Source organism: Mesonia hippocampi, from assembly GCF_014197445.1.
Lineage (GTDB): Bacteria > Bacteroidota > Bacteroidia > Flavobacteriales > Flavobacteriaceae > Mesonia > Mesonia hippocampi.
The window spans coordinates 163,466-176,321 of the sequence record NZ_JACIFO010000003.1 but is presented as its reverse complement, the minus strand read 5'-3'; the positions used below and the strand labels follow the sequence as shown (position 1 = coordinate 176,321).

10 protein-coding genes and 1 tRNA gene are annotated in these 12,856 nt (G+C 34.9%); 8 read left to right on the top strand and 3 right to left on the bottom strand.

The window, feature by feature from the left end; all coding sequences use genetic code 11:
• The 6 genes from GGR32_RS05040 to GGR32_RS05015 all read left to right on the top strand — a co-directional run bounded on the left by GGR32_RS05040 (window position 1) and on the right by GGR32_RS05015 (window position 7,048).
• Window positions 1–1,143: a formimidoylglutamase gene (locus GGR32_RS05040; RefSeq protein WP_183477098.1), complete on the top strand. Its 1,143-nt coding sequence runs from the start codon at window positions 1–3 to the stop codon at window positions 1,141–1,143.
• A 116-nt stretch (window positions 1,144–1,259) separates the two neighbouring features.
• Window positions 1,260–2,624 (top strand): T9SS ring complex lipoprotein PorK/GldK, encoded by a 1,365-nt coding sequence (gene porK / locus GGR32_RS05035; protein ID WP_183477097.1) that lies wholly within the window; start codon window positions 1,260–1,262, stop codon window positions 2,622–2,624.
• Between the two features lie 53 nt (window positions 2,625–2,677).
• On the top strand, window positions 2,678–3,328 hold the full coding sequence (gene porL, locus GGR32_RS05030; protein ID WP_183477096.1) for a type IX secretion system motor protein PorL/GldL: 651 nt from the start codon (window positions 2,678–2,680) through the stop codon (window positions 3,326–3,328).
• A 47-nt stretch (window positions 3,329–3,375) separates the two neighbouring features.
• Window positions 3,376–4,941 carry a type IX secretion system motor protein PorM/GldM gene (gene porM / locus GGR32_RS05025; RefSeq protein ID WP_183477095.1) on the top strand — a complete coding sequence of 522 codons (1,566 nt, stop codon included), beginning with the start codon at window positions 3,376–3,378 and terminating at the stop codon, window positions 4,939–4,941.
• Window positions 4,942–5,033: 92 nt separating this feature from the next.
• The gene (gene porN / locus GGR32_RS05020; RefSeq protein WP_183477094.1) at window positions 5,034–5,930 is read left to right on the top strand and encodes a type IX secretion system ring subunit PorN/GldN; all 897 of its coding nucleotides are present in this window, start codon (window positions 5,034–5,036) and stop codon (window positions 5,928–5,930) included.
• Between the two features lie 65 nt (window positions 5,931–5,995).
• Window positions 5,996–7,048 (top strand): NAD(P)/FAD-dependent oxidoreductase, encoded by a 1,053-nt coding sequence (locus tag GGR32_RS05015; protein ID WP_183477093.1) that lies wholly within the window; start codon window positions 5,996–5,998, stop codon window positions 7,046–7,048.
• On the opposite strand, the gene GGR32_RS05010 is transcribed toward GGR32_RS05015, so the two are convergent.
• Window positions 7,023–7,424: a DUF983 domain-containing protein gene (locus tag GGR32_RS05010; RefSeq protein ID WP_183477092.1), complete on the bottom strand. Its 402-nt coding sequence runs from the start codon at window positions 7,422–7,424 to the stop codon at window positions 7,023–7,025. The genes GGR32_RS05015 and GGR32_RS05010 overlap by 26 nt on opposite strands.
• 71 nt (window positions 7,425–7,495) lie before the next feature.
• Between GGR32_RS05010 and GGR32_RS05005 the strand changes: the two genes are divergently transcribed.
• Window positions 7,496–9,418 (top strand): ABC-F family ATP-binding cassette domain-containing protein, encoded by a 1,923-nt coding sequence (locus GGR32_RS05005; RefSeq protein WP_183477089.1) that lies wholly within the window; start codon window positions 7,496–7,498, stop codon window positions 9,416–9,418.
• Window positions 9,419–9,428: 10 nt separating this feature from the next.
• Here the strand turns inward: GGR32_RS05005 and GGR32_RS05000 are convergent, their stop codons facing one another.
• Window positions 9,429–10,109 (bottom strand): hypothetical protein, encoded by a 681-nt coding sequence (locus GGR32_RS05000; RefSeq protein ID WP_183477087.1) that lies wholly within the window; start codon window positions 10,107–10,109, stop codon window positions 9,429–9,431.
• A gap of 245 nt (window positions 10,110–10,354) precedes the next feature.
• Between GGR32_RS05000 and GGR32_RS04995 the strand changes: the two genes are divergently transcribed.
• A tRNA-Met gene (locus tag GGR32_RS04995) sits at window positions 10,355–10,427 on the top strand.
• Window positions 10,428–10,586: 159 nt separating this feature from the next.
• Here GGR32_RS04995 and GGR32_RS04990 read toward each other — a convergent pair.
• Window positions 10,587–12,728, bottom strand: coding sequence for a S46 family peptidase (locus tag GGR32_RS04990; protein WP_183477085.1), 2,142 nt, complete (start codon window positions 12,726–12,728; stop codon window positions 10,587–10,589).
• Window positions 12,729–12,856 lie beyond the last annotated feature (128 nt).

Genomic DNA, 12,856 nt, shown 5'->3' with positions numbered 1-12,856 from the left:
ATGAATTTTGATTTCTTAGCGCCTGTTGCAGACGAGGTTCTTGCAGCATTTCAAAATGATCAATTTGCTTATGGTCACGAAATTCAATTTCATACAGCAACAACATTTCCAGATTTAGAAAATGTTAAAATAGCCTTGTTGGGTGTTTGTGAGTCGAGGGTAAACCCGAAAGAATCCTCAACTGCTATTTTTAATGAAATTCGTAAAAATTTATATGGGCTGTATGCCGGGAATTGGGATGTTCAAGTAGCCGATATAGGTGATATTCTTGCAGGAGATACACCGGAAGATACGTATTTTGCGTTTCAAAACATTATAGAATATTTGTTAGACGCAAAGGTTATTCCGCTTATTTTAGGCGGAAGCCAGGAGTTGGTTTACTACTTATATAGGGCTTATGATAACCGTGGTATGGTGAATTATGTTAATGTAGATGCGCGTTTTGATATCGGAAATGCAGAGCAACCCATAAGTACCCACTCCTACGTAGGTAAAATGATAATGGATGAGCCTTACAACTTATTTAATTATGCTAACATTGGTTATCAAACCTATTTTTGCCCACAAGAAGAAATAGGGCTTATAGAAAAGCTTTTTTTTGAAGCTTATCGTTTAGGGGAAATCAGTAAAGATATTACCTTAATAGAGCCTATTATGCGTGATGCGGATATGCTAAGCATAGATGTTTCCTCGGTAGAGGCACTTACAAAAGGAAGCCCTAATGGTTTTTCTAATAGAGAAGCTTGTGCTTTATCAAGATATGCAGGTATTGGAGACAGATTAACATCTTTTGGGATTTTTCAGTTGTACGATTTGGAAAAAACAGAAAATAATTCTATGTTGGTCTCTCAAATGTTGTGGTACTTTATCGAAGGGGTAAATTATCGTAAACATGAAACTGATATTTTGAAGGAAGGAAGCTATCTTCGTTATGCTGTTCCTGTAGAAGATGTAGCTCCGCTAACTTTTTACAAGAGTACTAATTCGGGACGTTGGTGGATAGAAATACCTTTTTCTACAAGTTTTAACAATAAATTAAAAAAGCCAACGTTATTGTCTTGTAGTTATCAAGATTATTTAGATGCGTGCAATCAAGCGATACCAGAGCGTTGGTATAAGGCTAAACGCAAAAATGAAGTCTGATTTGTTAATATAATATTAAGTTTTTTGTATTTTTTTTAAGAAAAAAATTGTTTTTTAGTAAAGAATTAAATAGGTTTACGCCCCTAAAATAAGATCATCTTAACCTAAGTATAGTTATGAAGAAATTAGTTTTTATTATTTCTGTTTCCTTTTTGTTAGCTAGTTGCGGTAGTGGAGACCGCGGTCAACTTGTTGGAGCTAAAGGAAAAAAATGGCATCCAGAGAAGCCTTTGGGTATGTCTTTAGTACCAGGAGGTTCATTTTCTATGGGTAAATCAGACGAAGATTTAGCTGGTTTACAAAATGCCCCAACCAAAACTGTAACTGTTCGTTCTTTTTATATGGATGAAACAGAAATAACCAATTCAGAATATAGAAAATTTGTACACTGGGTTAGAGACTCTACCATTAGACAACGTCTAGGAGAAGAAGCAGAATTTTCTGGTGGAGGCGATGGAGATGGCGGAAACAACGGCTCTATTCAAGATTTTGCTTTTAAAGGATCAGCAAACGCAGATGATGCAGATGATGAAACTCCGTATCAGCAATATTCTATCCATTACGATCCAACAAACCAACGTTTAAATTGGGATGTAGATATTATTTGGGAAACAAACGAGTACCCAGACCAATACTATGTTACGGTTATGGATGAAATGTATCTGCCTGCAGACCAATCATACAATGGGCAACGCTTAATGGATGTTACAAAATTTAAGTACAGCTATAAAACAATGGATATTGAAGCGGCAGCACGTTCAAAAGGTGACCGTTCGCAATTTATCAAAGAACATTTAGTAGAGGTTTATCCAGATACAACCGTATGGATTAGAGACTTTAATTACTCTTACAATGAACCAATGCATAACGATTATTTCTGGCATGCTGCTTATGATGAATATCCTGTAGTAGGAGTTTCTTGGACACAAGCAAAAGCTTTTTGCGACTGGAGAACCTTATACCATAACGCTTACAGACGTTCTAAAGGAATTCATAATGTAAACTCTTACCGTTTGCCATCTGAGGCAGAGTGGGAATATGCAGCGCGTGGAGGTATAGAAGGAGCAACATACCCTTGGGGTGGTCCTTACGCTAAAGATGATAGAGGTTGTTTCTTAGCAAACTTTAAACCAATGCGTGGAGATTATGCAGCAGATCAAGCCTTATATACTGTAGAAGCAGAATCGTTCGAAGCAAATGATTTCGGATTATACAACATGTCTGGTAACGTTGCAGAATGGGTGAACTCCTCATACAGTGCAGAATCTTACCAATACTCTTCAACCATCAACCCAAATGTTAACGATAAGAAGAATAAACGTAAAGTAGTACGCGGAGGTTCATGGAAAGACGTGTCGTATTACTTAGAAGTAAGCTCTAGAGACTATGAATACGCAGATTCTGCAAGAAGTTATATAGGCTTTAGAACAGTACAAGATTATTTAGGGAATGATTTAGATTTAAATCAACCTCCAAGATAATAATACCAATTAAAATTAAATTAAAAACAAACTTAACTTAAAAACTTAAAATTATGGCAAAATCAAAGAGTGGAAAAAAGATAATGAACATGGTGTACGGTTTAGGTGCAGCAGTTGTAATCTTAGGAGCATTATTTAAAATTATGCACTGGCCAATGGGTAACGAAATGTTAATCGCAGGGCTAGTTACTGAGGCATTAGTATTTTTCATTTCTGCTTTTGAACCTGTAGATGATGAATTAGACTGGTCATTAGTATATCCTGAATTAGCAGGCGGACAAGGAGCTCCAAAAGGAAAAGCGATTGCACAATCACAAGAAGTAGCAGAAACAGAAGGTTTATTATCTAAGAAATTAGACAAAATGCTTAAAGATGCTAAAATAGACGGAGCCTTAATGGAAAGCTTAGGAAATAGCATTAAAAACTTCGAAGGAGCAGCTAAAAATATGGCACCTACTGTAGATGCTGTAGCTTCACAGAAAAAATACAGTGAAGAAATGACTTTAGCAGCTTCACAAATGGAAAAATTAAACAACTTATATAAAGTTCAATTAGAATCTACTTCAAAGCAAGCAGAAGTTAATCAAGCTGTAGCAGACAATGCAGTGAAATTAAGAGCAGAAATGGAGTCTTTAGCAACTAACCTTTCTTCATTAAACAATGTTTACGGAGGAATGTTATCTGCAATGTCACCAAAAAACTAAGAAACTTAGTAGATCACTAATTGTATAACTTAATATAACTAAAATATATGGCATCAGGAAAACAAACGCCAAGGCAGAAGATGATTAACCTTATGTATTTAGTATTCATCGCGATGATGGCACTAAATATGTCTAAGGAAGTGTTATCTGCTTTTGGAATGATGAACGAAAGCCTTACAGAAGCTAATCAAGCTGCTACAGAAAGAAACAGCTCGTTCATGACAGGCCTTACAGAAAAAGCTGCAGAGCAACCTGAAAAGTATAAAGAATTAGCAACTAAAGCTAAGAAAGTACAGGAAGCCTCATCAGAGCTTAACAACTATATTGCAACCCTTAAAGAAGATGCATTAAAAACAGTAGATAATCCAACAGATTACGAAACAATGGATAAATCTGGGTTTTTTGATGAGAAATTTTACCAAAGTAAAGTAACTAAAGAAGGGCAAGAGTTTGTAGGGAAGATAGAAGCTTATAGAAATGAATTAGCTACAGTATTAGGCGATGATTATGAAAGCATCCTTAAAGATGTGAATCGTAAATTTAGCACCGCTAAAGTAACCGACAGAGAAGGAGTTAAAAAAGATTGGATTCACTATAACTTTGTAGGATATCCTTTAGTAGCTTCTATTACAAAGCTTACACAAATGCAAGCAGACATTAAAACGATAGAAAATCAAATTCTAGCTGCAATGCTTTCAGGACAGTTAAAGGACGAAGTTTCTATGACAAACTATACAACTTTAATGGAAACTTCTAAATCTGCTTACTTCGGAAGCGATACTTTTGATGGGCAAATTGTATTAGGACGTAAAGATGCAACTACAAAACCTAACAAAGTAGAGCTAAAACTAGACGGTAGAGATTTAACAGAAGGAAAAGATTTCGAAATTAAAGACGGACGTGTAGCTTTAACAACAAACGCAGGTAGCGTAGGAGAACATACTATAGAAGGTAAACTTATCTTTAATCAAGATGGAGAACCAATAGAAGTTCCGGTAAAACAAACTTATACCGTTATACCTAAGCCTAATGCAGCAGTAATTTCTGCAGATAAAATGAATGTAGTTTACCGTGGTGTAAATAACCCGATGACTATCTCTATCCCAGGTGTGCCAAGCGTAAGTGCAAACGCACCAGGATTATCATCAGCAGGAGGAGCAGGAAAATATGTAATGAATGTTACAGGAATAAAATCTCGTGAAGTGAAAATTAACGTTTCAGGGAAATTACCAAACGGAGAGACAGTTTCTGACAGTAAAAACTTTAGAATTAAAGAAATTCCACGTCCTGTAGGAACCGTACGAGGAGAAGATGGAAACGGAGGGCCTGTAAGAATGCAACGTAACGGATTAGAAATTTCTACCATTAGTGCTAAAATTCCAGATTTCGACTTTGATTTAAAATTAGCGGTATCAGGATTTAAAATGCAGGTTGCAGGACAACCAATTGTAGAAGTACACGGACAGAAACTAAACGGAGCTGCTAAACGTGCATTGCAAAATGCAAAACGTGGAGATGTAGTTCAGATTTTTGATATTAGAGCTAAAATTGCAGGAAACTCATCGTACAGACTACCATCTGTATCTCCAGTAATTGTTCAGCTTACAAATTAATAAAACAAGATATACCTAGCCATAAATCAAAATGTGCTTTATGGCTAAGCATATCTAACCAATACTAGTAATAGCAAATAAATTTATAACACATGAAATTGAAAAGCCTTTTTGCTGCCGTTTTGATAGGATTTGCTGGGACTTCAGCTTTTGCTCAGCTTAACATTTTAAATGCTAAGTCGCCAGATGAAATCGGGAAGAAAACACAAGCGCAGATAGAAAATGATAACGATGAGCCACTACCATACGGATATGTTGGTGAGCGTGATATTTTATGGGGGAAAACGGTTTGGGAGTACATCGATTTAGATGAGCGTATAAACATACCGTTATTATATCCGCTAGACACTGGTAGGTTAGGTAACGAGCGTATGTCGTTGTTTCAAGTATTATTAACTAATATTAGAAACGGAGAAATTAAAAATGTTTATGCAGACTCTTATTTTAACCGTAAGCGTACATTAGAAGAGTTAGGGCCAACCTTATCTAGACGTGATACCTTATCTCAAGGATATGCACAGCTAAATGCAGGAGAAGCTCTAGACCCTCAGTTTATACGAAGAACCGATATTGACGGTTCTGATGTACAAGGCTACAGAATACGTGGGTATTGGTATTTTGATAAGCGTCAAGGTGATTTACGTTACCGTTTATTGGGTATTTGCCCAATGGTAGTAGATGCTTATGCTAAAAGCCAAAATAACGAAGACGCTAAACCTGTAGAGTTGTTTTGGGTATTCTACCCAGAAGCAAGAAAAGTAATGCATAAAGCTATGGCATTTAATACAGATAACTCTTCAGAGCCTATCACTTTCGATCATTTGTTAAACTCAAGAAGATTTAACGGTGTTATTTATAAAGATGATAACATGTATGGCGATCGTGAGATTGAAGAATATGTTGCTGATAATGCACTAATGCAGTTATTAGAATCAGATCGTATTAAAGAGTCAGTTCGTAATTTCGAATCATATATGTGGAGTTACTAGACTAGCTTGCATATTATAAATAGATAAAAACGCTCTTTTTAAAGGGCGTTTTTTATTTTTGTACCATGGTATACAATTATCTCATTATAGGTTGTGGTTTAGCGGGAATTAGCCTGTCTGAACAACTTTATCAAGAACAGGACTCTTTTTTTGTTATCGATGGCGATACAGAACGCTCTACCAGTGTAGCAGGAGGAATTTTTAATCCCATAATGTTAAAACGTTTTAGTTTAGCCTGGGAGGCAGATAAACAACTCCCGTATGCTTTAGATATTTATAAGCGTTTGGAAAACCTTCATCAAACAACCTTTATTCATGAGCTTCCTATTTATAGAAAGTTTAATGGAGTTGAAGAACAAAACAATTGGTTTGTTGCGTCAGATAAACCTGGTTTGAATTCCTTTTTATCTTCAACTTTAACAGAAGAAGTAGATGAGCTGTGTTCGAAATTTAAATTCGGGGAGGTAAAACAGACAGGCTACGTAAATACAGCTTTACTACAAAAAAAACATATAAACTGGTTAAAGGAGGAAAATAGGTTTAGCCAAGAGAAGTTTGATTACCAACAATTGCATTACCACCAAGAAGAAAATATTTATACTTACAAAACATTAAGAGCAAAGCATATTATTTTTGCTGAAGGGGTTGGATTACGTAAAAACCCTTTTTTTAATTGGCTTCCATTAAAGATGAATAAAGGAGAATATATTGTGGTCGAGGCACCAGAATTTAAGCTTTCTTCTGTTATAAAAGCAGGAATGTTTGTATTGCCCTTAGGGAATAATTATTATAAGATTGGAGCTACTTATGATAACACAGGGAATGATTATTTACCTACTTCAGAAAAGAAAAAACAGCTCATACAAGCCTTTGAGGAAATTAGCCATAAACCGTACACATTAATAGATCAAGAAGTAGGCTTACGCCCAGCTACAGCAGACAGGCGTCCGTTTTTAGGAAAACATCCTAAAAACAGCAATATGTATGTTTGTAATGGCTTTGGTAGCAGAGGAGTTTTAATAGCCCCTACTGCTGCAAAACAACTTCTTTGTTACATAAATGGACAAGCAGATTTACCAGAAGAGGTAGACATTACTCGTTATGCGAAGCTGATTTAACTTTAGTTTCATCGTAATGCAAAAAGAAGTTTATCCAAATATTACGAGAAAGTCTCATAATAACAGGCATAAACACCACTAAAGTACCCATAATGGCATAAAAAGAAGTCATTAAAGAAGTGCCAATAAAATAATAAGAAATAATAAAAGCAGCTACCGCAAAAGCCACACCTACACCATAACTAACGTACATAGCACCATAAAAAAACGAAGGCTCTATTTTGTATTTTGTATGGCAGTGAGAACACCTTTCATGCATATTGTAAATAGCACCTAACCTATAAGGGTTTGATTTTTTATACATAGCCTCTTGATGACAAACGGGGCAAGTTCCTGTAAAAATACTATATAGTTTAGTGCCTTTTAAAAAACTCATGCTGTATATTTTTATATCTTATACAAAATTAAGCATATTTGCAGAATTGCTATGTTATTAAAGTTACAATTATGCTTAATATTTCAAATGTATCTATTTCTTTTCAGGGAGAGTACCTGTTTAATGGAATTAGTTTCAAGTTAAATCCAGGAAACAGGATTGGTTTAGTAGGAAAAAATGGAGCCGGAAAATCTACCATGCTTAAAATTCTTTCTGGAGATATAGAACCAGATACAGGACAAATAGCAAAGGAAAAAGGAACCCGAATAGGCTTTTTACGTCAAGATATAGATTTTGAAGAAGGACGTACCGTTTTAGATGAAGCTTATCAAGCATTTACTACGATAAAAAGTTTAGAGCAGCAGCTAGAAGAAATCAATAAGCAATTAGCAGAGCGTTCCGATTATGAATCTGATTCATACAATGAGCTTATTGTGCAGTTGAACGAAGTTCAGCACCAATACGAAATACATGGAGGCTATAATTACCAAGGAAACACCGAACGTATTCTGCAAGGTTTGGGTTTCTCTCGAGATGATTTTGATAAATATACCGAAACCTTTTCTGGGGGATGGCGTATGCGTATTGAACTGGCAAAACTGTTATTACAAAACAACGATATCCTTTTACTCGATGAGCCAACCAACCACCTGGATATAGAAAGTATAATTTGGTTAGAGGGCTTTTTAAAAAATTATGCTGGTTGTGTGGTTATTGTATCGCACGATAAAATGTTTTTAGACCAAGTAACAAACCGAACCATAGAAATCCTGTTAGGCAATATTTACGATTATAACCAACCCTATTCAAAATACCTAGAAATACGTAAAGAGCGTAGAGAGCAGCAAGCCGCAGCACAAAAAAACCAACAAAAAGAGATTGCCCATACCGAGAAGCTAATAGAGAAATTTAAGGCAAAAGCAAGTAAGGCTTCTATGGCACAATCCCTGATGAAAAAACTGGAAAAAATAGACAGGATAGAAGTAGATGAAACCGATAATAGCGTAATGACGCTTAATTTTCCGGTTTCGGTAACTCCAGGGAAAGTGGTGGTCGATGCAGAACATATTGTTAAAAATTACGGAGATGTAGAGGTTTTAAAAGGCGTAAAACTAGAAGTAGCTCGAGGAGATAAAATTGCTTTTGTAGGGCAAAACGGACAAGGAAAATCTACCCTAGCTAAAATTATAGTAGGAGAAATCAATTACCAAGGAAACTTAAAACTGGGGCATAATGTTCAAATTGGTTATTTTGCTCAAAATCAAGCAGAATACCTAGACGGAAATAAAACCGTTTTAGATACCATGATAGATGCTGCAAATGCTTCTAACCGTACAAAAGTTAGAGATATTTTGGGCGCTTTTTTATTTAGAGGAGAAGAGGCAGATAAGTATGTAAAAGTATTGTCGGGAGGTGAACGCAACCGTTTAGCTTTAGCTAAATTAATGTTACAGCCGTTTAATGTCTTGGTGATGGATGAGCCTACCAACCACCTTGATATCTTATCTAAAAATGTTTTAAAAGAAGCATTAAAACGTTTTGAAGGTACACTGATAGTGGTATCGCACGATAGGGATTTTTTACAAGGTTTAACCAATAAAGTGTATGAATTTAAAGAGCATAAACTTACCGAGTTTTTAGGCGATATAGAGTATTACCTAGAGGAAAGAGCAATAGATAATTTAAGAGAAGCCGAAAAGAAAACTCAAAAAAGCACTAAAGAACCTGTTATAGCAGAGCAGCCCGCTAAGTTATCATATCAACAACAAAAAGAAGTAAAGTCGCTGAAAAATAAAATTAGTAATATTGAAAAGCAAATCAATAAACTAGAAGCTGAGCTGAAGCTGTTGGATAAGAAATTAGCCTCAGATTATGAAAAACTGCTTCAGGATAAAAGTTTCTTTAGTGATTATGAGAAAAAGAAAGAGTACTTACAAGTACTTATGCAAGACTGGGAAGAAAAACAATTAGCCTTAGATGAATTATCGCTTTAATCCCTATTCCTTAAAAGCATTCTTCAATCATAGCAAATAATGCATTAGGTAACGGAGGGTTTTTCCAATTTATTTCTAAGCTTAGTGTTTTTTCTATCAGTCTTACTTGATTGTTTGTAGCAGAAGAGAACACAAGGTTACCTATGTTTTCTGTAAGTGCTTCTTTAAACAAATTATCTGCATAAATTAATGCTAAAGTTTCTTCTAGTAAGAGCATTGCCTTTTTGGCATAGTATTTATCGGCAGGACTTATTTCTTCAGATTGATGTTCCCATTTTAAAGCAATTTTCTTGTTTAACTTACCACTAATGGCTGTTTCAAGTTGGTTTATATCCTTTTTTAAAGACAACATTGTAGGGGTGTCTTTTTCGGTAGGGACAAAAGCTATTTCACCATCAGAAAATAAATGTGCATAAGTCTCTATATCATGGATATAAATACTTGTTATGTTAAGCGCATGTATATAATTAACTCCCATATTAGTGTTTTTTTCGGCTATTAAAACGGAATTTTCTGTTGCCGTATAATTAATAAAATACCCATAGTGTGTAATTCCCGATGCAGTACTAATGCTTATTTGCGGAGGAATAAAATGATCTGAATTTTTATCTAATTCTACCGCTTTTTCAAGTGTTTTAAGAACAGTATCGGTTGTTAGCGCCTTTAGTTTTAAAAGTGTTTTGTAGTTCATGGCTTTAAAATATAGTTTTACAGAGCTACAAAGTTGAGTTTATCTGGTGAGTTTTGGTTCACAGAATTCCGTGATATTTACTAATTAGCAGCATTAAGTTAAAGATATTAATGTTGAAATAGTATTTTTGTGCTTTTAAAACACTGTAAATCAGTGATTTGTTTTTATGTTTTAAAATAATATCAAATTTTATTTAATTTATTTGGTTTGAAAGTATTTAAATCCCTATATTTGCAGTCCGATATCGCGGGATAGAGCAGTAGGTAGCTCGTCGGGCTCATAACCCGAAGGTCACAGGTTCGAGTCCTGTTCCCGCTACTAGAACAAAACAAACCCCTGTATTTACAGGGGTTTGTTTGTTTTTAGAGTTGCTTTTCGGTTTATATTTGGTTCAATTTATTTACTGCTAAGCTTTCTTAAAAAAATAAAAGCACAACCAATTTGGTTGTGCTTTTTACTTTATGATGTGGTTGTAGGTTATTCTATAATCGTTAATTCGTCTACAATGCGTTCAGCACCAGCATACTTATCGATTAGCCAAAGTACGTATCTGATATCCACATTGATAGTACGTTGTAATTTAGAATCGAAAATAACATCACCGGCCATTGCTTCGATGTTACCATCAAATGCTAAACCTATTAATTCTCCATTTCCGTTTAGTACAGGCGAACCGGAGTTTCCTCCTGTAATATCGTTGTCAGATAAAAAGTTTACAGGTAGTTCGCCTTTACTGTTGGCATATCTTCCGTAGTCTTTCTTCTCATAGATGTCTAACATATTTTGAGATAAATCAAACTCACTATCGTTTGGCTTGTATTTTTTAACCATTCCTTTTAAGGTGGTGTAGTTGTTAATACTAGCATCGTTTGTAGGATCTTTCGGTAAAGCTCTTACTTTTCCGTAAGATAAACGTAAAGTAGAGTTTGCATCTGGGTATTTAATATCGCTAAAACCAGATTTGCGTAAACCGTCTACTAATAATCTAAATGACTTTTGGTAATCGTTTAGTGGTTGTACTAAGTTTTCAGGTTGTTCTCTATATTTACCTAACAATTGAGATGATAAAATATATAACGGATCGTTAGCTAATAATTCTTTATTTGGGTATTTTAAGAAAGCTGTTACACGCTCTTTAGAGGAAAAAATACTCAATTCGAAAATAGCATTTACGTAATTGGTAAAATCACCATCTTTAGCAATTTTAGCAACAATCTCTGGTAATTCGTAATCTGCTTTAGTTGAATATAACTTTAGTTGCTCTGCTAAAATTTCTTTCTCTAATGGTAAATGATAGTTTGTGTATTTGCTCTCTATAAAAGCATTCAATTTAGGCTCTAAATTCTTACGAGCAGCTTCATCGGCATTAACATACGATTCTAAGCTTTTACCAATTTGATATGGTAAAACAGAAAACTTACTAGAACGTAATAACGACATTAAGTAGTTGTCGTGCTTTGCCTTATTGTTGGTTAAGCTGTAGTAATTGTTAATGTTAGTAACCACATCTCCATAGGTTGCTTTGTTGGCTTTTTTGTTAGCCCATCGGTTAAATTTCTTTTCAACTTTACGTTTAGTTTCGGCAGTTTTATGAGCTGTTAACGCATCAATCATACCTTGTCTATTTTTCCAGTAGTTAGCAATTCCGGCATACTGAGAAGCATACATTAAGTTGATAGAAGCATCCTCGTCCATGTATTTTTTCATTACATCCATGCTAAGTTTAGAGCCTTCTACCCAAGCAGGATAAGCGTAGTTTACGTTTTGCTCGATTCCTTCGGCGGGCATCCAACGGTTTGTTCTACCAGGATAACCTAAAATCATTGCAAAATCGTTTTCTTTTACTCCTTTAATGTTTACGGGTAAGTGGTATTTTGCTTTTAATGGTACGTTATTTTCAGAGTATTCCGCAGGGTTTCCGTCAGCATCGGCATATACTCTAAATAAAGAGAAATCTCCTGTGTGACGTGGCCATTCCCAGTTATCGGTATCTCCACCATATTTACCCACTTTATCAGAAGGTGTACCTACCAACCGAACATCTTTGTAATCTTCGTATACAAAATAGTAATATTCATTTCCTTGGTAAAAAGAACGTACAGAAACGGTGTATTTACCACCTTCGTTGTTCTCTTGTTCTATTTTAGCAATTTCTTTGTTAATAGTAGCTTCACGTTCTTTTTCGGTCATCGAATCGTTTACTTTAGATAAGATACGTTCAGAAACATCATCCATTCTTACAAAGAATCTCACAAAAAGACTTTCTGGTTTAAGCTCGTCTTTTAATGTTTTTGCCCAAAATCCATTTTTAAGGTGGTTTTGTTCTTCGGTAGATAATTCTGCAATAGCATCATAACCACAGTGGTGATTTGTAAGTACCAATCCATTATCAGAAATAATACTAGCGGTACAACCACCATCAAACTGAACAATAGCGTCTTTAATACTTTGGTTGTTGATACTGTAAATTTCTTCAGCAGTTAACTGAAGTCCCATTTTTTGCATATCACGTTCGTTTAAACGTTTAATATGCATTAAAAACCACATGCCTTCATTGGCAAACAACGAAGCAGGCAGAAAGATTAAAAAAGCAATTAAAAAAAGGCTTGTTTTTTTCATAATATAATTTAAATAATAAAAAATTAGGTTGATTTTTTTTAGTAGTATCCCCACCTAAAAATTTAATAAGATTAAGGTGTCTATTTGATACTTAGACTAAGTAAACAATCAGTTCGTAAAAATACTTA